The organism is Streptosporangium sp. NPDC002721, assembly GCF_042888905.1.
Classification (GTDB): Bacteria; Actinomycetota; Actinomycetes; order Streptosporangiales; family Streptosporangiaceae; genus Streptosporangium.
Genome location: NZ_JBIAQI010000002.1, coordinates 375,393 through 393,940 on the forward strand (window position 1 = coordinate 375,393; position 18,548 = coordinate 393,940).

The window sequence follows — 18,548 nt, forward strand, 5'->3', positions numbered from 1 at the left end:
TCACGGGTGGGCCAGGACGAGGACGAAGTCGCCGGTCGGGTCGGTGTACTGGCGGATCATTCCGAAACCGGCCGTGACGAGCTCCCGTCGCAGGCCTTCGGGACGGAACTTGGCGCTGATCTCGGTCCGCATCTCCTCGTCGGCCGCGAAGGAGACCCGCAGGCCGAGGTCACCGATCCGCACGCGCATGGCGCGGGTCGCGCGCAGCCGCATCTCGATCCACTCGTGCCGCGCGTCGTACAGCGCGACGTGCTCGAAGGCGTCCGGCTCGAAGTCGGCGTCCAGCTCCCTGTTGATGACGCGCAGGACGTTCCGGTTGAAGGCGGCGGTCACCCCGCTCACGTCGTCGTACGCCGCGACCAGCCGGCCGGTGTCCTTGACCAGGTCCGCGCCGAGCAGGAAGGTATCGCCGGGGCGGAGCGTGGCGCGCAGCTCCTTCAGGAACACCTCGCGCGCCGTCGGGGCCAGGTTGCCGACGGTCCCGCCGAGGAAGGCCACCAACCGCCGTCCCGTACGGGGCAGCAGGCCCAGGTGCGCCTCGAAGTCGGCGCAGATCGCGTGTACGGCCAGACCCCGGTAGCGGGTGGCGAGCCGGTGCGCGGCCTCGCCCAGGGTGACCGCGTCGACGTCCACCGGCGTGTAGGCGCGCAGCCTTCCCGTCGCGGCGAGGGCGTCCAGCAGCAGCACGGTCTTCTCGCTGGTCCCGGAACCGAGCTCGACCAGGGTGTCCGCGCCGGCGCGCACGGCGATGTCGAGGGCCTCCCTGCGCAGGATGGCCAGCTCCCGGCGGGTGGGGTAGTACTCGGGCAGCCGGGTGATGCGGGAGAACAGCTCGCTGCCGGCCTCGTCGTAGAACCACTTGGGCGGCAGCCACTTCGGCGTCGAGGTCAGCCCGGCGCGGACGTCGTGTTCGAGGGCCTGGCGAAGATGGTCGCGGCCGAGATGGTTGACCAGGTGGATGGCTGACTGGCTGACGGACACGGGGCCTCCTGGGTGTGTGGGCCACGGTCCCGCTCGCCGGTCCGTGGCCGGGTGCTGTGCTTTCCTGTGGTCTGGGCTCTCCTGTGGCCCGGCTCCGCCCGCTCACAGGGGCTGGACGCGCACCCCGTCGGGTGAGGCGAGGACCAGGGTGTGGTCCGGTACGGCCTGCCAGCCGGACCGGTCGTCCAGCGGCTCGCTCGCCACGAGCACCCCGTCGTGCGGGTGGCCGTCGCGGCGGAGGAAGAGCGTGTCGCCCCAGGCGGTCGCGGCGACCGACGTACCGTCGCAGGCGAGCAGGTTCAGGCGGGCGAGGGGATCCTTCAGCCCGGCGCGGGTGACGATCTCCGCCAGGGCCTCACCGAGCGAGTCGCCCGCCCGACGCCGGAGGAACACCGCGGCGGCGAGCCAGGCGGAGTCGCAGGAGCTCTCCGCGTCGTCGGCGAGCTCCCTCACCGCCTCCCGCGCGACGTAACCGTTGTGGCTGAGCAGCCACGGCCCGTCGGCGAAGGGCGCGGTCGCGGTCTCCTCGATCGGCATCCCGACGCTGGCCGACCGCACGGCGGCCAGCAGGCAGCCGGAGCGGGCCGTCCCCGCGAGCCCCGCCAGGTTGGCGTCGGTCCAGGCGGGGACCGTCCGGCGGTAGCGGACGGGCTCCGCGCGGGCGGCGTCGTACCAGCCCATGCCGAAGCCGTCGGCGTTGATCGCGCCGTGGCGCTGCAGGCGCGGTCTGTAGGACTGCCGGAGCAGGCCGTGGACCGGCTCGTGGATCAGCGAGGCGAGGGTACGGGGAGCACCCAGCCAGGACACGTGGCGGCACATCTACCCGTGCCCCGCCGAGCGTTCCGCCGAGCGCTCGGGGGAGTGGTCGGGAGAGGCCGAGCGGGCGCATCGGAAGCCGGAGAAGATCTGCCTGCGGGCCGGGCGGTCCCAGTTCCTGAACGTGGTGCGGACCACGGCCGGGTCGGACGCCCAGGACCCGCCGCGCAGCACCCGATAGTGGGCGCCGAAGAACACCTCGCTGTACTCGCGGTAGGGGAAGCTGCGGAAACCGGGGTGGGGCAGGAACCACGAACCGGTCCACTCCCACACGTCTCCGATCATCTGCTCGGCGCCGCAGGGACCCGCCCCCAGGGGGAAGGCGCCGAGGGGCGCGGGCCGTGCCGCCCGGTGCCCGAGGTTCGCCATGCCGGGCCCCGGCGGGTCGTCGCCCCACGGATACGTGCGCGACCGCCCGGCCTCGGCGTCCCAGCCGCAGGCCTTCTCCCACTCGGCCTCGGTGGGCAGCCGCCGTCCCGCCCACCGGGCGTAGGCGTCGGCCTCGTACCAGCACACGTGCTGCACGGGCTCGTCCATGGGGACGGGCTCGGTCCTGCCGAAGCGGGTACGCCACCAGGTGTCGCCGTCCCTGGTCCAGAACAGCGGGGCGGAGGCGCGGGTCCGCCGCAGCCAGCGCAGGCCGTCCGGGGCCCACCAGCGGGGGTCCTCGTAGCCGCCGTCCTCGATGAAGTCCGCGTACGCGCGGTTGCCGACGGGCAGCCTGTCGATCCAGTAGCCGGGCAGGTCGAGCCGGTGGGCGGGGCGCTCGTTGTCGTAGGCCCACGGCTGGGTGTCGGTGCCCATCATGAAGGGGCCTGGGGGGACGAACACCTCGTCGGGGCCCCGCGTCCGCCAGGACCCGCCGGGCGGCAGCTCGCCGTCGCGGACCAGCCCCGGCCGGCCCGACAGCTGCAGGGTGGCGAGCATCGTCTCGTCGTGCTGGTGCTCGTGCTGGATCACCAGGCCGAAGACGAAGCCGTACCGCCGCAGGGGGTCGGGGTCGTGCAGGTCGACCGTGTCCAGGACGTCCAGCACCCGGCCGCGCACGCCCTCGATGTAGTGGCGGGCCTCCACCGGCCCCAGGATGGGCAGGGACGGGCGGTCCGCGCGCGGGTGCTTGAACGCGTCGTACAGGTCGTCGATCTCCGGGCGGAGCGGCTCGATCCCGCCGACCTGCCGCAGCACCCACAGCTCCTCGTAGTTGCCCACGTGGGCCAGATCCCACACCAGCGGCGACATCAGCGGCGAGTGCTGCGTGACCAGCAGGTCGTCCTCGGCGTCGGTGTAGGCGGTGGAGCGGTTCCGCGCGGCGGTCAGCTCGGCGGCGATCCGTTCCTTGAAGTCGCTCATCAGATACCTCCAGCGTGGAGACCCCGGGCTCTTCCGGCCCGGGCTCCCGGTACGGTCCCGCTCCGATCTCGATCCGGGCCGGTTCCGGGAAGGACTCAGATCCGTCCCTCCTCGGCCAGCCAGTCCCGCAGGCGCCCTCCCGGCTCTCTCGTTAGATCCAGCAGGTCCTCGGCCGGGGCGCGGCCGGGGGTCACGTGGCGGTCGGCGAACGCGGCCACCTCGCAGACCAGGGACGGGGCCGCCCCCAGGCGGGGCAGCGCCGAGAGGGCGGCACGGAAACAGGCGCCTGCGGCCCTGCGCAGCCGGGGCTCCGCCAGGCCGTGGCGCGCCGCCGACGACCACATCCCCGCGCACGGCCCGGCCGCGGCCAGCGCCGCGTCGGCCGCGCGGTCGTCCGTCACCAGGGCGTGGGTCACCGCCACGCACACCGGCCAGCTCGCCGGGTGCTGGGCGTCGAGGTAGCGGATCTCCAGCCAGCCGCGCGGCCGTACGGGCGGGAAGAGTGTCGTGGCGTGGTAGTCCAGGTCGGCCAGGGTCGGCGGGTGTTCGGACGAGGCCAGCCGGTCGCGGAAGGTCGAGCCGTCGAGGACCGGGCGGCACGGCTCCGCGCCGTTCCCGCTCCCGCTGTTCCCGGTGGTGTCGCGCACGGCCATGAGGCGGGCGTCGAGCAAATATTCGGTCCACGCGGCCGCGGGGTCGCCGCTCGCCGGGACGGCGGCCGTCCGGGTGCGGTCGAGCCGCTCCCACACCGCCTGGCGTCCCGACATCCACCCGCACGGACGGCCCTCGCTGAGCGGCGAGTTCGCGAAGGCCGCCACGAGGACGGGCCCCAGCAGGTGGGCGCGTTCCCACCGCGCCGCGGGTCTCATGCCCAGGTCCAGGTTGACCTGGACCGACGCCGTCGAGCACATCATCAGCGGCCCGTACGGGGCGCCGAGGAAGCGCGCCATCACCTCGTACCTGGGCAGGCGCAGCTGCCGCCTGGCCGGGCGCAGCGGGTCGAGACCGACCCCGCCCAGCGCCAGGCCGGCGTCCCGCAGCGCCCGGCGCACGGCGTTCACGTCGGCGGTGAGGAGGGCGATCGCGGCCGGCAGCGAGCCGGGTGGCCCGGAGAGTTCCAGCTGGCCTCCGGGTTCGAAGGTCACCAGGCTCCCGCCGGGCAGCGGGGGCAGGGCGTCGGCGATCCTGGCCATCGGGACCTGCCGGGCGGGAGCCGTACGGTCGAAGACCAGGAACTCCAGCTCGATCCCCACCCGGTCGCCGGGGGAGCCGAGGAAGCAGCGTCGCGCGAAGGTCTCCACATCCGAGGCGCTCCGGATCAGTGTGTCCTCGGTCGCCAGACCGGTCATCCTCATCCCCTTTCGCCTGATACATCCAGACGTGTACGGATTTACAGAGTCGCGAGACGTCCAGGCGTTACAGGGGGGTGGAAGGCGGGCCGTCTCGCCGTCTCGAAGTAATCCTCCAGCCGCCCGCGCACCGCCGTGCGAGCGCGGTGCAGCAGGACGCGCTGGTTGGCGGCGGAGATCTCCAGGATGTCGCAGACCTCCTGGGAGGTGCACCCCTCGACGTCGCGGAGCGTGATCACGGTGCGCTGCCTGATCGGCAGCTCGGCCAGGGCGGCGGCGATCCGGCCGCGCACCTCGGCGGCGAGCACCTCGCTCTCCGGGGTCGGCCAGGCGGCGGGAAAATCCTTCCAATGTCCTGGAAAGGGGGCGTCCACCCCCTGGAAGCACGAACGGTCGGCGGTCTGCCTCTCCCGTTCGAAGGCGCTGCTCCAGGGCACCGTGCGGTTCTCGCGCACGCCTCGTCTCCTGGCCGTGTTGACCAGGATCCGGTAGACCCAGGTCTTCACCGACGAGCGGCCCTTGAAGTCCTCGATGCCCCGGATCACCGCCAGCCAGGTGTCCTGCACGACCTCCTCGGCCGAGTCGTTGGTGGACACGTGCGCGCGGGCCAGCCACAGCATCCCCCGCGACCAGGTGTCCAGCAGTGCCGTGAACATCGCCTCATCCCCGGCGCGCAGGGCCGCGACGACGACATCGTCCGAGGGCAACGCGCCGTCTGTGAAGGACTTCACGGTCGCCTCCTCCCGGTGGACATCCGCAGGCCCGCCCGCTCGCGCGCTCGGCGCGCGGTGCTCGCGGGTCGTCGTGGCGACGCGGTGCTCCGCTCGGCCCTCCGGTCGCCGTGGCGCCCTCCCGATCGAGGGCACCGCCGGGGGAATGGTGGCTCTGGGAGAAAATTCCCATTCTGACCTGGTTCGACACCTTTTCGCCTATGAAGTCGCATTCGGCTCTGCGGGTGGCCTCCAGCGCGGTCACGCCGCCTGCCGGGGTCCTCCGGTGTCCGGGTACGCCAAAGGCGCGAGCCCCTGCCGTGCCGGGGATCGCGACCTTGGTTTAGAGCCTGTCGCCGGGAGTCTCGGTTCGCCGGTCAGCCGGTCCCGAAGGGATGGCCGCCGGGGAGGAGCGCCAGGACGCCTTCCAGGCCGGGCGGCTCCGGCCAGCCCGCGTGCCCTCCGGCACCGGAGAGCCCGGAACCGGCCGCCCGGGAGCCGTACAGGCCGGAACCAGCCGGGCCGGAACCAGCCGGGCCGGAACCGGACAGGTCGGAACCCTGCGGATCCGAACCCTGCGAACCGGAACCAGACGAACCAGAATCAGACAGCCCGGAACCGCGCGAACCCGAGCCGGGCAGCCCGGAACCCGAGAGGCCGAGGACCGCGCAGGCCAGCCAGTGCTCGCCCGGCTCGTGCTCGCCGCGCAGCGTGGGGATGACCGTACGCGGCACGACGACGTTCGTCCCGGGCAGGGGACGGACCAGTTCACCGGCCCGCGCCGAGCCGAGGTCCTCGATCACGCACAGCCCGGCGGGGGAGTCGAGGCGGGCGTGTCCCGGACCCTCGGCGACGCGGTGCGCGACCGGGTCGCGGTCGACCGCGAACGCCCCCTCGGCCGACAGCAGCCGCCGCCCCGACCGTACCCGGTGCACGCGCACGTGCCAGGGGGAGCGGGCGAGCAGCCAGGTGTCGACCTCCACGTCCGGCCACGGCGTCCACCGGGCGTGCAGCAGGCCGCCACGCTCGGAGAAGTCCTCGGGCGCCTCGCAGGGCCGCCAGTGCGTCCCGTCGTCGCTCAGGGCCAGGGTGCTGTCGAAGGCGCCCTGCTCCAGGCCCCACGACCCGGCGGGCACGCTGAACCCGAAGGACGTCGAGTAGGCGAACTTGGCGTACTTCGCCGCGCCGTGCCGTACCCACGTGTTGTGCTGCCCCGCGCTCAGCATGACGACCTGCCGGCCCTCCTCGCACCGCATCAGCGCGACACCGGCCTCGGGCTGGACGCTGGTTTCGGGGAGCTCCCGCGCGGGCTCCTCGGCCGCCGCCCAGAAGGGGTGGCCGTCGGCGAGCGCGAGCGGCAGGAACGCCTTCATCGCCCAGTACGGGGAGCCGGGGGCGTTGTACTGCTCGGCGAGGGCGGGCTGGGCGTAGCCGTACCCCAGGGTGAGCAGGCCCGAGGAGTCGCGGAGCGGCCGCCGCAGCCACCAGCGCAGGTGCCGCGCCAGGTGGCCCCGCACCTCACCCCACGGCAGGGCCTCGACCCCCGCGAAGCCCAGGGCGCCCCAGAAGGCCCCCTGGGCGAAGCGGTAGGTCAGGCTCCGGCCGAAGGGCACGGCGGCCCCGTCGGAGGTGAACCAGTGCTGGAAGTCGAGCGCGAACGCCGCCGCCCGCCCGCGCAGGCGCTCGGCCCGACCGGGGTCGCGCTCCCCGGCCAGGGCGGCGTAGACCAGGCCGTAGAAGTGCATCGCGAAGGGGACGTAGTAGTCGCGCTGCGCGGTGGGGCCGTCGCTGTACCAGCCGCGCCCCAGGGCGAAGGACTCCAGGCGCTCCAGCCGGGCGAGGTTGGGCGCGGGGTCGAAGCGCACCCCGACCCGGTCCAGCCCCAGCCCCACCAGCACGGGGAAGAACCGCCAGTTGTTGTCGGCGGTCTCGCGGGTCATCGCCTGGAGCAGCCAGGCGGCGAGGTTGTCCCGCTCCGCGCCGCTCAGCGGGTCCCACACGGCCTCGGGGGCGAGGGCGAGCGCCAGGCCGATCGCGGCGGTCTCCACCAGCCGCTGGTCGACGTCGGTCGCCGCCCCCCAGAACTCCGCGTGCCCGGGGTCGGTCCCCGCGGCGAGCCCTCGCCGCCACAGCTCCCAGTGCCCGAAGGACCCCCCTCCGGCCGCCAGCGGCGCCAGCCCCCACAGCGGGCGGGCGAACGCCTCCAGCTCGGCGGCCTCGTCGCCGTACAGGGCCGCGTTGGTCCCGAGCCGCAGGCGCGCGCGCCCCGGGCTGAAGCGGGGGACCAGCGGCTCGGCCAGCTCGGTCACGAGCCGGCGCATGTCCTCGCGGCCACGCACCGCCCCGCCCGCACCCGGTGAGTCCTCACTGTCGTACGGCGCCCCGCCCGCACCCGGCGAAGAGGTCAACTCTTGAGCCCGGTGAACGCGATCCCCTGCATGATGCGGCGCTGGAAGATCAGCAGGACGATGATGACCGGGATGACCGCGAGGGCCGCGCCCGCCATGATGTAGTACGCCCGCCCGGACTCGCTGCTGGCCAGCTGCTGCAGGGCCAGCGGCAGCGTGTAGAGCTCGGGGTCGTTGAGCACCACCAGCGGCCAGACCAGGTCGTTCCAGTGGAAGATGAAGCTGGTGATCGTCACGACCGCCAGCACCGGCTTCGACAGCGGGATGATGATGCGCCAGAAGATCTGCATCCGTCCCGCGCCGTCGATGCGCGCCGCCTCCTCCAGCTCGGTGGGCAGCGACATGAAGAACTGGCGCAGCAGGAAGATGTCCAGCACCGAGGCGATGTTGGGCAGGATCAGGCCCCACCCGGAGTCGAACATGCCGAGTGCCTGGGTGACGTGGATGCGCGGCACCAGCAGCGTGATCGTGGGGACCATCATGCCCGCGAGCAGGACGACGAACAGCTTGTCCCGGCCGGGGAAGGGGATCCTGGCGAAGGCGTAGGCGGCCAGCGCGTCCACGAGGAGCTTGGCCGGAACCAGGATCAGGCAGACCCAGACGCTGTTGATAAACGCCTGGCCCAGCCCGCTGACCTGCAGGACGTGCTCGTAGTTCTCCAGGGTGGGGGAGAACTCGCCGGTCTTGCGGTCGAGCGGCAGCAGGCTGGGCACCTTGGTGTAGACGTCCGAGCCGTGCTTGAACGAGGTCGCCAGCATCCACAGGAACGGGACGACCGACACCAGGGCCAGCAGCACCAGCGCGATGTAGATGGGCGCGAGCCGTACTTTCCTCGCGGCCTTCACGACGCCTCCTGCTTGACGAACTTGAACTGCAACGCAGTAATGATCATGATGAAGACGAACAGGATGAACGACATCGCGCAGGCCGCGCCCATCGCGTCGTAGCGGAACGCGAACAGGTACAGGTGCAGGACGTAGGTCAGGCCCGACTGCTCGGGGCCGCCGGTGACGCTCCTGCCGCCGCCGCCCGAGAAGATCACGTACACCAGGCCGAAGACCTGGAGCGCCGCGATCACGCCGGTGACCAGCAGGTAGAAGGTGGTGGGCCGCAGCATCGGCACGACGATCTTCCAGAACCGCTGGACGGGCCCCGCGCCGTCGATGATCGCGGCCTCGCGGATCGAGTCGGGGATGCCCTTCAACCCGGCGAGATAGATGATCATCGAGATTCCGCACTGCCAGGCGGCGATGAACGACAGCGCGGGGATGACCAGGTCGGGGGTGTTGAGCCAGTTCTGCGGCGGGATGCCGACCAGGCCGATCATGGTGTTGACCAGGCCGTACTGCGGGTCGTAGAGCCAGCGCCAGATGGCGCCCACGGCCGCCTCGGCGGTCACGACCGGCAGGAACAGCAGCAGCCGGAACATGTTGGAACCCCGGCGGATCGCGTTGATCAGCAGCGCCTGCACGAGCGCGGTACCCAGCGTCAGCGGTACGGCGATCAGCGTGTACTGCAGGGTGACCTGGACCGACTTCCAGAAGTGCGGGTACTTCACGTCGTCGAACAGCAGGTCGGTGTAGTTGGCCAGGCCGACCCAGTTCGGCGCCGTCCGCAGGTTCCAGTCGGTGAAGCTGTAGTAGAGGGCGGCCAGTGCGGGATAGAGCAGGAAGATGACGAAGTAGATCACCGCGGGGGCGATCAGCAGCCACCCGATGACGTGGTCGCGTCGCCCGAACCCCGGGCGACGGCGCCGCCGCCCGGGAGGAGGCGTCACGGCGGGCTTGTCAGCCAGCACCGGAGATGCCACGTTTGCCTCGCTTTCGCGTTAGCCGTTCCACTTGAGCAGCGCGCGCGTCTTGTCCGCGGCCTCGGTCAGCGCCTGCTGGGAGGTGACCTTGCCGCTCAGCGCCGCCTCGATGGCGGGTGCGATGATCTCGTCGTTGATCTGGATCCACTCCGGCAGGGCGGGCCTGGCCTGGGCGACCTTGAGCTGCTCCAGGAACGCCGCCTGGTCGGGCCCGAACGTGGCGGCGTCGCGCTCGGCGGCCTCGATGTTGGTCGGGAAGCCACCCAGCGCCTGCGCCAGCGTGGTGTTGTTCTGGGCGTTCGTCAGGAAGGTGAGCCACTTCCACGCCAGCTCGGCGTTCTTGCCCTTGCTGAAGACGACCGCGTTCTCGCCGCCGATGTTGCCGGAGGGCTCGGTCTTGTACGGCAGCGGGGCGGTGGTGAACTCCAGGTCGGGGAAGTCCGCCTTGATGGTGGCCACGTCCCACGGGCCGGAGATCATCATTCCGGCGAGGCCGTTCTCGAAGGGCTTGTCCGAGTCGGTGATCTGCCGGGGCGACGAGGGCAGGAGGTCGACCCAGAGCTGGAGCGCGTCGACTCCGGGCTGCTGGTCGAACAGGATCTTCTTGTTCTTCTCGTCGACGAGGGAGCCTCCGGCGGCGCCGAGGAAGCCCGGCCACATCCAGCCGCCGTAGCCGTCACCCTTCGGCACCACCATGCCCGCGATCTTCGGGTCGGCCTGGTGGATCTTCGCGGCCGTCGCCTTGAGCTCGTCCCAGGTCTTGGGAGGCGTCGGCACCAGCTTCTTGTTGTAGAAGAGCGCCACCGCGGTGTGGTCGAGCGGCAGCCCGTAGAGCTTGTCGTTCACCTTGTTGGTGTTGAGGGCGCCCTCGTAGAAGATCTTCTCGTCGACCGTTCCGGCGGGCACCTCCTTGATGGTGCCGTCCAGGGCGTACCTGGCGACCAGCGGCTGGTCCAGGATGCCGACGTCGGGGACGGTCCCGGCGGCGACGGCGCTGCCCAGCTTGGTGTTGTAGTCGTCCTTGGGGATCTTGACGATCTTGACGGTGACGTTGTTGGCCTTCTCGAAGTCGGTACGCAGCTTCTCGACGACCTCCCCCGCCTGCGGGGTGCGGTCCTGGAACATCCAGTAGGTCAGTGTCGTGGCCTCCGAGGCCGTCCCGTTGTCGCCGCCGCAGGCGACGAGTCCGGCGAGCAGTGCCATACCGGCCGCAGCCCCTGTGACTCTCCTGATCATTTCTTCCTCCTGATGGGGGGTGCAACGGACGATAATGTAAGATGTGAAAAAAGTTCAGTCCCCTTAAGAAACGCTTTGGTAACACGGAGGTGAGACGGGCGCGGGCCGCCCGTGAGACGGGGGTGTCCGGAGGGTCGGGGGCCGGACGTAGATCGTCCTTTTCCCGATTACCATGTGCCGTGACATGGGGAGGTGGGCCATCGTGAGGCCCGAGCGCAGGACGGTCCGCGACGTGCGCAAGGGCAACCGGGCCATGCTGCTGCGGACCCTCTACTTCAGCGGCCCCGTGACCCGCAACGAGCTGACCAGGCTCACCGGCCTCAGCGCCGCCACGGTGAGCAGCATGACGGGCGACCTCCTCGCCGAGAACATCGTCGTCGAGGCGGGCCAGACCGAGTCCGACGGCGGCCGCCCCCGCGCCATCCTCCGCGTCAACCCCGTGTACGGCCACGTGGTCGGCGTCGACGTCGCCGAGACCCACGTGCGCGTCGAGCTGTTCGACCTGGAGATGAACGAGAGGGCGAGGGTCGAGTACGCCCTGCGTCCCGCCAGGCACCAGATCGAGCTCGTGGTGCGCCACATCCTCGCCGGGGTCGAGGTCGTCCTCGGCGACGCGGGCGTCCCGGCGGGCCGGGCACTCGGGGTGGGTGTGGGTGTCCCGGGCATCGTCGAGGGCGGCCCCGACGCGCTCATCCACACCAGGACGTTCGGCTGGGACGGCGTCCCCATGGGAGCGCTCCTACGCGCGGGCACCACGCTCCCGTTCTTCGTCGAGAACGGCACCAGGGCGCTGGGCCGCGCCGAGCTGTGGCCCGACCCCCGCCGAGGCGGTGGCGGGGGCGGCGAGCAGGTGCGTGACGGCACGGCGCGCGGGATCGGCGGTCCGGGGTACGGCTCCGGCGTCGCCGGTACCTCGTTCGTTCCGGGTGGTCCGGGTGGCCCGGCGGGTCCGGGTGGTTCGGCCCGTCCGGCGGGTCTGGCCGGTCCGGACGGCATGGCCCGCTCGGTTGGGCCGGAAAGCGAGGGCGGCGGCGCCGGACGCGGGTCCGGTGACGCGGTGATCGTGTTGATCGGCTCCGGGGTCGGGGCCGCCATCGTCTCCGACAGCATGACCTTCCGCGGCGTGAGCAGCAGCGCGGGAGAGTGGGGCCACACCAAGATAGTGGTGAACGGCCGGACCTGCCGGTGCGGCGGGCGCGGCTGCCTGGAGGCCTACATCGGGGCCGAGGGCATCCTCGACCGCGCCGGGGTGCCCACGCGGACGGCCGACTGGCAGGCCGAGCTGTCCGCCCTGGTGGAGTCCGGGTCGCCGGTGATCTCCGAGACCGTCACCTACCTGGGCGTCGGCCTGTCCAACCTGATCAACCTCATCAACCCCGAGCGGATCGTCATCGGCGGCTGGCTCGGGCTCCTGCTCGGCAGGCACCTGCTCGACGACATCCGCGCCGCCTCGGCGGAGAACTCCCTGCCCCGGCCGTACGCGGCGACCTCCATCGTCCTGGGCCGCCTGGGCCCCGACGCCGTGGCCCACGGGGCCGCCACCCTCGTCCTGGACGAGTTCCTGAACGCCCAATCCTCTTCGTGAGCCTGCTGAGCCTGCCGACCGCCTTGGGCGCGTCCCACTGATCGCGCGGCCGGGAACCGCCGGGGTGACACGGAGTGGGTGCCTGTTAGATCCTATTTGCCCAGGTGAGAGCCTTAAAGTATGAGATATTCAGACAGGGGTGGTGGGCTGTCCGCGGAGGAGCGGGCCAGGCGCGAAAGGGTGCGGTTCCAGGCCGCGGACATGTTCGCCGGGGAGATCGCGCCGCCGCGGGTGGCCCGGCTGCTGGGAATCACCCGGAAGTCCGCCTACGAGTGGTACGCGCTCTGGCGGCGGGGCGGCAGGGCGGCACTGGTCTCCAAGGGCGCGCACAGTGGCCGCAAGCTCACCGACGAGCAGCTGGCGCGACTGGAGGCGGCCCTGGAGGAGGGCGCCGCCGCCCACGGCTGGGACGACGGCCGCTGGACCGCCGAGCGCGTCGCCGCGCTGATCGCGGAGAGGTTCCAGGTCTCCTACACCGCGCGCGGCGTGGCCTACCTGCTGGACCGGCTGGGGTGGACCGGCCGGTTCCGGTTGCCGGTGCGCCGGACAGGCCGGCAGCCGGGACGCGGGACGGCATGACAGCCGGGACGCGGGAGGGCGTGACGGTCGGGACGCGGGACGGCATGACAGCCGGGACGCGGGAGGGCGTGACGGTCGGTGCGCCGGACGGGTGGACGGCCGGGACGCGGGACGGCATGACAGCCAGGGCGCGAATCCCCGGTGCGGTCGGGTTCGTGATCCTCACTCCGGTGTAACCTCCGCCTTTCCTCCCCGGTCTCTCCGGCGACAATCCCCGACCAAGGCTTTGTCCTTTCTGGGGTGAAAGTCCTTATGGCTCTGAACTAGCGTCTTACGTGACGTCGATTCGGCATATTTCCTGGAAATCTGCTCGACGCCCTGTAAGTCCTGGCGGCATGCCGGGTTCAACCATCAGACACGGAGTGATTTTTCATGTTCAAGCATGCTCTCGCCGCCGGCACCTTGGTGGCATCCAGCCTGGTCGTCGGCCTGACGGTGGCGGCTCAGCCCGCCGGCGCAAGCGCGGCGCCCCAGCAGGTCGCCTCCCTGTCGGCACTCCCGGCGACCACCGGTGGCAGCAGCTTCGATCCCTTCAACCCCTTCGGCTTCTACCCCCGGTATGCGCCTTTCGGTGTCTACAACACCGTCGTTCCTTTCGGGATCCGGCCTTTCTACCGCCCGGTTGTTTACAGCTACTGGTAAGCCGATAAACGGCGCAAAACTGTAATAGCCGAGCGTGAACGGCGCCGGGCGCGGTCGATCCGTGTCCGGCGCCGTTCACGCTCACGGTGAGGGTGGCGTCGCCGCCTCCCGTCACGGCCCGCCTCCCGTCACGGCCCGCCTCCCGTCACGGTCCGGCCACCCGATCGGGCCGGGCCGCTCGTCGCCGTCCGTACGCCGTCCGGCCGAACGGTTTGAAGACCGAGAGCGCCACGTTGAGCGCGTAGAGGGCCAGGGCGACGCTCGGCGCGATGACCAGGACGCGGTCCACGCCGCCGAGATCCAGGGAGAGCAGTTCCGCGGGAAGGGCCCGGGAGACCGAGGCGGCGGCCGTCCCGATGTGGGAGCGCAGCGCGAACACGGACGCGGTGGCCGCGACCAGCGTGGTCACCAGCTTGACCAGCACCCAGTGGTACCTGGCGAATCCCCATGGGGTGCCCAGGCAGAGCAGCACGCCGGTCAGCAGCGCGCCGAGGCTCACCGGGACGATCAGAGTGTCACCGAGGACGTTCATGGCCAGGTAGGAGGCCCGCAGCATCTCCGGATCCCCGGTCGTCAGGGCGGTGACCCCGAGACCGAGCAGCCCCAGGTCGAGCCCGAGCCAGCCGACCGAGATCACCACGTGCAGGGTGAGGACGGTCCTGCGGACCGGAGGTGACATGACCGGCGCGGGGCGGCGGGCTACACGCCGCGCGCCGCGGTCTTCGGAGGGGGCGGTCGGGGGCATGGGCGCCTTCCGGGCACGTGCCGCACCGCGTACCGGCCCATGCCGCGCGGGCCGTCAGGTGGCCTGGAAGGGGAAGGACCGGCGAGGCGGCCCGGCGGGAGCGGGACGGGATCGTCGTGATGTCCACTCCACTCTGGCCGGGAACGTCCACCGGGCCGTCCTCCACCGGATGGCTTCTCGCGTACGCCCCCCGTCGTACGGGGGCGTCGCCGGTGAGGTGGCCCGCTCCCGCCCCGCGCGATGGACGCGCGGGGGGCGGGAGGCGTCCGGGCTCGTCCGGGCCGGGGAGGACGCGCGGCGGGCGCGTCCCGGGAGCCGCTCGCGGCGGCTCAGCCCGCTTCCGTCGTCCTGCCCGGAGGGGTACGCGACTGCCGGCGCATCGCCAGGACGATGTCCGCGATCGCGATCACGGCCAGCACGGCCATCGCGACGGTGAGCCAGGTGATCCCGGCCACGACCCCGAGCACTCCGAGGCCGATCACCGCTATCAGGGCGAACGAGCCCAGGCGGATGTGGACGACGTCGCGCGGGGTGGCCGCGACCATGGGCTTCCCGCTCGCCGAAGTCTCCTCCGGCATCTGTCCTTCGGCCGTCATGTTCTCCTCCTTGGTTGGAACGCGTCCTTTACCCGGATGCTCCTCTGTCATGTGTCCAGCTCACGTCCGACGTGACTGTTCGAGGGCCTCCACCAGTCCTTCGGTGTCGGAGACCGTCAGGGTTGCGCCCGGATGGGTCAGGAAACCGCCGGGTGCCAGCGCGGGCACCGGGGTGCGGAACCGGACGCACACGCCCCGCCCGGCGTTGGTGCCGAACGTCACCCCGCGGTCGGCCAGCGAAAGGTGCGGCCCGATGACCTTCCACGGTGAGTACGGGCCGGTCACGGTGGTGCCCGCGATGTTGGACAGGGGCGTGCGCAGTGACCAGAAGCCGAAGCGGACCGAGAGCTCGCCCTCGCGCACCTCGGCGAAGGCCCTGCCGGGCGTCACCCCGAACAGCAGCAGCGGTATCCGCCAGGCCGGGTCGAAACCGAACGCGAAACGCGTCATCAGGTCAGGACTCCCAGGGGGCGGTCTCGCCCATCTTGGCGTAGTACTTGGCCAGGTGGGCCTTGATCCGGCCGAGGTCCTCCTCGGGCACCTTGACCCCGCCCCTGGCCCCCTGCATGATCCCTCCCGCGGCCCGCACGGCGTGTGGCACCACCTTGAGCCTGCCGCCGATCACGTCGGCGATGGGAAGCTTGTAGCTCCCGAAGTTCTCCGGCTCGTCGCCGTCGTACCAGACATGAGCCTCCCTGTACCGGGCGTTGGGCTCCTCCTCGGAGCCCGACCACGAGCGGACGCGCTTCTCCGCCGCCTCGCCGTCCCAGGCCCTGTCGTGGTCGGCCAGTGGCAGATCCTGAAACCGGGTGACCGTCATGAGCTCGCTCCCTTCGTCGAGGGTTTCCCTACCCGGGTGACCGTCCCCATGCCTGCCGGCGACATATTCGGGCTTTCACAGGGGAGGGGACCGGCATGAACGACACTCCTGAGGTGAGCGAAGACAGGACCGAGCGCGACACCCCCGAGAAGGATCCGCCGCCCGCCGGCCCGCGAGGCGTCGACGGCGAGACCCGGGTCGTGGCGGAGCGTTCGGGGTCGGACACGACCTTCCCCGAACGACCGCTGCTGGCGGACCCCGACGACGCGCGCCGCACCCCGGAAGAGGAGAGCCCCGAGGGCGCGGGCCACGCCGAGGAGGAGGCCGAAGCAGAGGCCGGGGCCGGGGACGGTGCTGAGGACGTCGAGGAGAGCGAGAAGGGCACGTCCGGCAACGGAACGCCGGAGCCGGAGGTCGGTCCCGCTTCCTGAGGGCTTCCTCAAGGCTTCCTGAGGCGGCTGCCGTGAGGGTCGTCCTCCCCTGATCCGCCCTCCTCGATGCCCACCTTCGCGAAGGGCTCCCCCGGAGACCGCCTCCCGGTCTCCGGGGGAGCCCTTCCGCTCGTGCAGCGACCGGCGCGCTTCCCCTGAACGCGGCGGGGGTCCCGGAGAACCGGGACCCCCGCCACATGGTCGCGAGTCAGCTCTTGAAAGCGTCCTTGACCTTGTCGACGCCGTCCTTCAGCTTCTCCCCGGCCTGCTTGAGGTGGCTGTCGGCCTGGTCGGTCCTGCCCTCGGCCTCAAGCCGCTCGTTGCCGGTGGCGCGTCCCGCGCCCTCCTTGACCTTGCCTCCGAGCTCTTCGGCCTTGTTGGCAATCTTGTCGTCGGCACCCATGATGTGATTCCTCCCGTTTGTGGATTCTTGTCCACGCAGTGATATCCCCTCTCCCGCAGAGGAGGGGGTAAACATGCCCCTCCCCGATGTCTGGGCCGGCCCGATCCGGCATCGGCCGGTCGCCAAGGGTGCCCGGGAGTGCGGAACGGCCGGGACGGCCGGGACGGCCCCGGAACGACCGGGACATCGGCGCGGCCGAAAGTATCGGCGCGATCGAGGACATTGACGCGGGCAAGGACATTGGCGTGGGTGAGGGCATCGGGTCGGCCGAGGGCATTGGATCGGCCGGGTCCGGCGGGAAAACAGAATGACGGATGCTGCGCTTTCAGCGAAAAGCGCTGACAGCGAACGAACGGAAAGCACGGTCCCCGGCGGGACTATGGTCACGAGTGTCCGTTGTTCACACCCCCCGGGTTCGGAGTAGGTGGAAGACATGAGCGGTCCCCGGATCGTCCCCGAAGACCAGCTGTACCAGCGGCTGCTGCGCAAGCGGATCGTCGTGCTCGGCAGCGAGGTGAACGACGAGGTCGCCAACCGGATCTGTGGTGAGTTGCTCCTGCTCTCCGCCGACGACGACCGGCGCGACATCTGGCTCTACATCAACTCACCCGGCGGCTCGGTGTCGGCCGGAATGGCCATCTACGACGTGATGCAGTACATCCCCAACGACGTCGCCACCGTGGCCATGGGCATCGCGGGCTCGATGGGGCAGTTCCTGCTCTGCTCGGGCGCTCCGGGCAAGCGCTACATCCTGCCGCACGCCAGGGTGATCATGCACCAGCCCTCGGGCGGGCTCGGCGGCACCGCCGCCGACATCGCGATCCAGGCCGAGCAGATGCTCTACACCAAGCAGACGATGCGCGAGCGGATCGCCTTCCACACCGGCCAGCCGCTGGAGCGGATCGAGGACGACTGGGATCGCGACCGCTGGTTCACCGCCACCGAGGCCAGGGACTACGGTTTCGTCGACCAGGTCATCCGGAACACCAGCGAGGTGGTGTCCGAGGGCTGACATTCCGGTCCCGAGGCGATTCTCCCCCGAGAAGATCACACCCTGGGAATGATTTCACTTCCGGGGCGGTTTCCTACGGAATGGCCCGGCGTCATTTCCGGCCCGGACCATTCTCTGCCCGCGTCATTTCCGGCCCGCACCATTTCTCGCCCGCGCCACTTCCCGCTTGCGTCACTTCCCGCTTGCGTCACTTCCCGCTTGCGCCATTCCCGTCCGGGCCGGGAATGGCGCCACGCGGTGAATCGCCGCCCCACCGGCCGTTGAACGGCTGCTGCCCGATCGTTCCGGCAGCCGTTTCCAGGCCCTCTTCCCTACCCCGATCTCCCCGGTCCCGGCGGTCGCTCCGTCAGTGATGGCAGAGCAGGCAGCGTACGGCGTGTTCGAGAGACTCCGCGTCGGTGATGGGCGAGGGCCAGGGGAGCCGGATCAGCGTCGGGTCGTCCACGCCGCAGCGGACGGTCGCCCCGAAGCGGTCGAGCTCCCAGAGCCACGCCTCCGGCACCGGCGCGGCGAGCAGGGAGCCCAGCGCGGTCTCCAGCTGCCTGCGGTGGGCGTCGTTGATGTGGTGGAGCATGCGCTCGGCCTCGCCCATCAGGGGGTCGGGGGTGGCGCCGAGATACTCCTCGGCGTCCAGCACGCCCGACTCGGGCCCGGTGAGATAGATCACCCTGCCGACGTCGACGCGGAGCAGCCGGGGGCCGTCCGTCCCCTCCAGCACCTCGAACAGGGCCTCGTCGGGGCAGCGCTCGGCGATCGCCACCGCCGTCTTCCTCACCTCGGCCTCGGGCACGGCCTGCGCCCAGCCCTGCACCTTGAGCAGGCCGCGCGACAGCTCGTGCTCTCCCAGCGAGCGGTTCGACGTCAGGTCCACGGTCACCACGGGCTCGTCCCGCGCGTCATAGAGCGGGTCGCCCGGCAGGACGAGCAGCACGGGGCGGCCCGCGTCGTCCACGCCACCCTTGGCGGGCGTCGCGGGACCGGTGGCTCCGGAGACGGACACGTGGGTGGGAGCGGCGGTGGCGGCGAGGGTGCGGACCCGCTCGGGGATCGGCGGAGCGGTGACGGGCTGCATGGA

The 18,548-nt window shown here is 71.3% G+C and carries 20 protein-coding genes; 5 read left to right on the forward strand and 15 right to left on the reverse strand.

From position 1 onward, the window contains the following. The 9 genes from egtD to ACFYWM_RS03850 all read right to left on the reverse strand — a co-directional run bounded on the left by egtD (position 1) and on the right by ACFYWM_RS03850 (position 10,660). Positions 1-981, reverse strand: a complete 981-nt coding sequence (egtD, locus tag ACFYWM_RS03810) for an L-histidine N(alpha)-methyltransferase (RefSeq protein WP_389908118.1) — start codon at positions 979-981, stop codon at positions 1-3. A 102-nt stretch (positions 982-1,083) separates the two neighbouring features. Then, positions 1,084-1,788, reverse strand: coding sequence for an ergothioneine biosynthesis protein EgtC (egtC, locus tag ACFYWM_RS03815; RefSeq protein ID WP_389908120.1), 705 nt, complete (start codon positions 1,786-1,788; stop codon positions 1,084-1,086). 12 nt (positions 1,789-1,800) lie between these two features. Beyond that, a complete protein-coding gene (gene egtB / locus ACFYWM_RS03820; RefSeq protein ID WP_389908122.1) occupies positions 1,801-3,147 on the reverse strand; it encodes an ergothioneine biosynthesis protein EgtB in 1,347 nt (448 codons plus the stop codon). Positions 3,148-3,242: 95 nt separating this feature from the next. Continuing rightward, the gene (gene egtA / locus ACFYWM_RS03825; RefSeq protein ID WP_389908124.1) at positions 3,243-4,496 is read right to left on the reverse strand and encodes an ergothioneine biosynthesis glutamate--cysteine ligase EgtA; all 1,254 of its coding nucleotides are present in this window, start codon (positions 4,494-4,496) and stop codon (positions 3,243-3,245) included. A 41-nt stretch (positions 4,497-4,537) separates the two neighbouring features. Next, on the reverse strand, positions 4,538-5,227 hold the full coding sequence (locus ACFYWM_RS03830) for an RNA polymerase sigma factor (protein ID WP_389908126.1): 690 nt from the start codon (positions 5,225-5,227) through the stop codon (positions 4,538-4,540). 356 nt (positions 5,228-5,583) lie between these two features. Then, entirely contained in the window at positions 5,584-7,527 is a 1,944-nt protein-coding gene (locus ACFYWM_RS03835; RefSeq protein WP_389908128.1) for a DUF2264 domain-containing protein, read from the reverse strand. An 83-nt stretch (positions 7,528-7,610) separates the two neighbouring features. Next, a complete protein-coding gene (locus ACFYWM_RS03840; RefSeq protein WP_389908130.1) occupies positions 7,611-8,459 on the reverse strand; it encodes a carbohydrate ABC transporter permease in 849 nt (282 codons plus the stop codon). Further along, complete coding sequence (locus ACFYWM_RS03845; protein ID WP_389908132.1) at positions 8,456-9,391, reverse strand: carbohydrate ABC transporter permease; 936 nt, start codon at positions 9,389-9,391, stop codon at positions 8,456-8,458. Before ACFYWM_RS03845 ends, ACFYWM_RS03840 begins: the two co-directional genes overlap by 4 nt. A 51-nt stretch (positions 9,392-9,442) precedes the next feature. Continuing rightward, a complete protein-coding gene (locus ACFYWM_RS03850) occupies positions 9,443-10,660 on the reverse strand; it encodes an ABC transporter substrate-binding protein (RefSeq protein WP_389908134.1) in 1,218 nt (405 codons plus the stop codon). A 184-nt stretch (positions 10,661-10,844) separates the two neighbouring features. On the opposite strand from ACFYWM_RS03850, the gene ACFYWM_RS03855 reads away from it, so the two are divergent. From ACFYWM_RS03855 to ACFYWM_RS03865, 3 genes are all read left to right on the forward strand, one after another. Continuing rightward, positions 10,845-12,245 (forward strand): ROK family protein, encoded by a 1,401-nt coding sequence (locus tag ACFYWM_RS03855; RefSeq protein ID WP_389908136.1) that lies wholly within the window; start codon positions 10,845-10,847, stop codon positions 12,243-12,245. A gap of 120 nt (positions 12,246-12,365) precedes the next feature. Then, positions 12,366-12,824, forward strand: a complete 459-nt coding sequence (locus ACFYWM_RS03860) for a winged helix-turn-helix domain-containing protein (RefSeq protein ID WP_389908138.1) — start codon at positions 12,366-12,368, stop codon at positions 12,822-12,824. Positions 12,825-13,196: 372 nt separating this feature from the next. Further along, positions 13,197-13,466 carry a hypothetical protein gene (locus ACFYWM_RS03865; RefSeq protein WP_389908140.1) on the forward strand — a complete coding sequence of 90 codons (270 nt, stop codon included), beginning with the start codon at positions 13,197-13,199 and terminating at the stop codon, positions 13,464-13,466. 145 nt (positions 13,467-13,611) lie between these two features. Here ACFYWM_RS03865 and ACFYWM_RS03870 read toward each other — a convergent pair whose 3' ends face one another. From ACFYWM_RS03870 to ACFYWM_RS03885, 4 genes are all read right to left on the reverse strand, one after another. Then, complete coding sequence (locus tag ACFYWM_RS03870) at positions 13,612-14,145, reverse strand: hypothetical protein (RefSeq protein ID WP_389908142.1); 534 nt, start codon at positions 14,143-14,145, stop codon at positions 13,612-13,614. 395 nt (positions 14,146-14,540) lie between these two features. Further along, positions 14,541-14,807: a hypothetical protein gene (locus ACFYWM_RS03875; protein ID WP_389908144.1), complete on the reverse strand. Its 267-nt coding sequence runs from the start codon at positions 14,805-14,807 to the stop codon at positions 14,541-14,543. A gap of 60 nt (positions 14,808-14,867) precedes the next feature. Next, positions 14,868-15,257 (reverse strand): hypothetical protein, encoded by a 390-nt coding sequence (locus ACFYWM_RS03880; protein WP_389908146.1) that lies wholly within the window; start codon positions 15,255-15,257, stop codon positions 14,868-14,870. 4 nt (positions 15,258-15,261) lie between these two features. Beyond that, the gene (locus tag ACFYWM_RS03885; RefSeq protein ID WP_389908148.1) at positions 15,262-15,627 is read right to left on the reverse strand and encodes a hypothetical protein; all 366 of its coding nucleotides are present in this window, start codon (positions 15,625-15,627) and stop codon (positions 15,262-15,264) included. 95 nt (positions 15,628-15,722) lie between these two features. On the opposite strand from ACFYWM_RS03885, the gene ACFYWM_RS03890 reads away from it, so the two are divergent. Beyond that, entirely contained in the window at positions 15,723-16,058 is a 336-nt protein-coding gene (locus tag ACFYWM_RS03890) for a hypothetical protein (RefSeq protein ID WP_389908150.1), read from the forward strand. A 208-nt stretch (positions 16,059-16,266) separates the two neighbouring features. Here the strand turns inward: ACFYWM_RS03890 and ACFYWM_RS03895 are convergent, their stop codons facing one another. Then, a complete protein-coding gene (locus ACFYWM_RS03895) occupies positions 16,267-16,461 on the reverse strand; it encodes a CsbD family protein (protein ID WP_389908152.1) in 195 nt (64 codons plus the stop codon). A 433-nt stretch (positions 16,462-16,894) separates the two neighbouring features. Here ACFYWM_RS03895 and ACFYWM_RS03900 point away from each other — a divergent pair, with 433 nt between their 5' ends. Next, the gene (locus ACFYWM_RS03900; protein WP_389908154.1) at positions 16,895-17,473 is read left to right on the forward strand and encodes a ClpP family protease; all 579 of its coding nucleotides are present in this window, start codon (positions 16,895-16,897) and stop codon (positions 17,471-17,473) included. A gap of 346 nt (positions 17,474-17,819) precedes the next feature. On the opposite strand, the gene ACFYWM_RS03905 is transcribed toward ACFYWM_RS03900, so the two are convergent. Next, complete coding sequence (locus ACFYWM_RS03905; RefSeq protein ID WP_389908156.1) at positions 17,820-18,545, reverse strand: DUF2470 domain-containing protein; 726 nt, start codon at positions 18,543-18,545, stop codon at positions 17,820-17,822. Between the last annotated feature and the right edge of the window lie 3 nt (positions 18,546-18,548).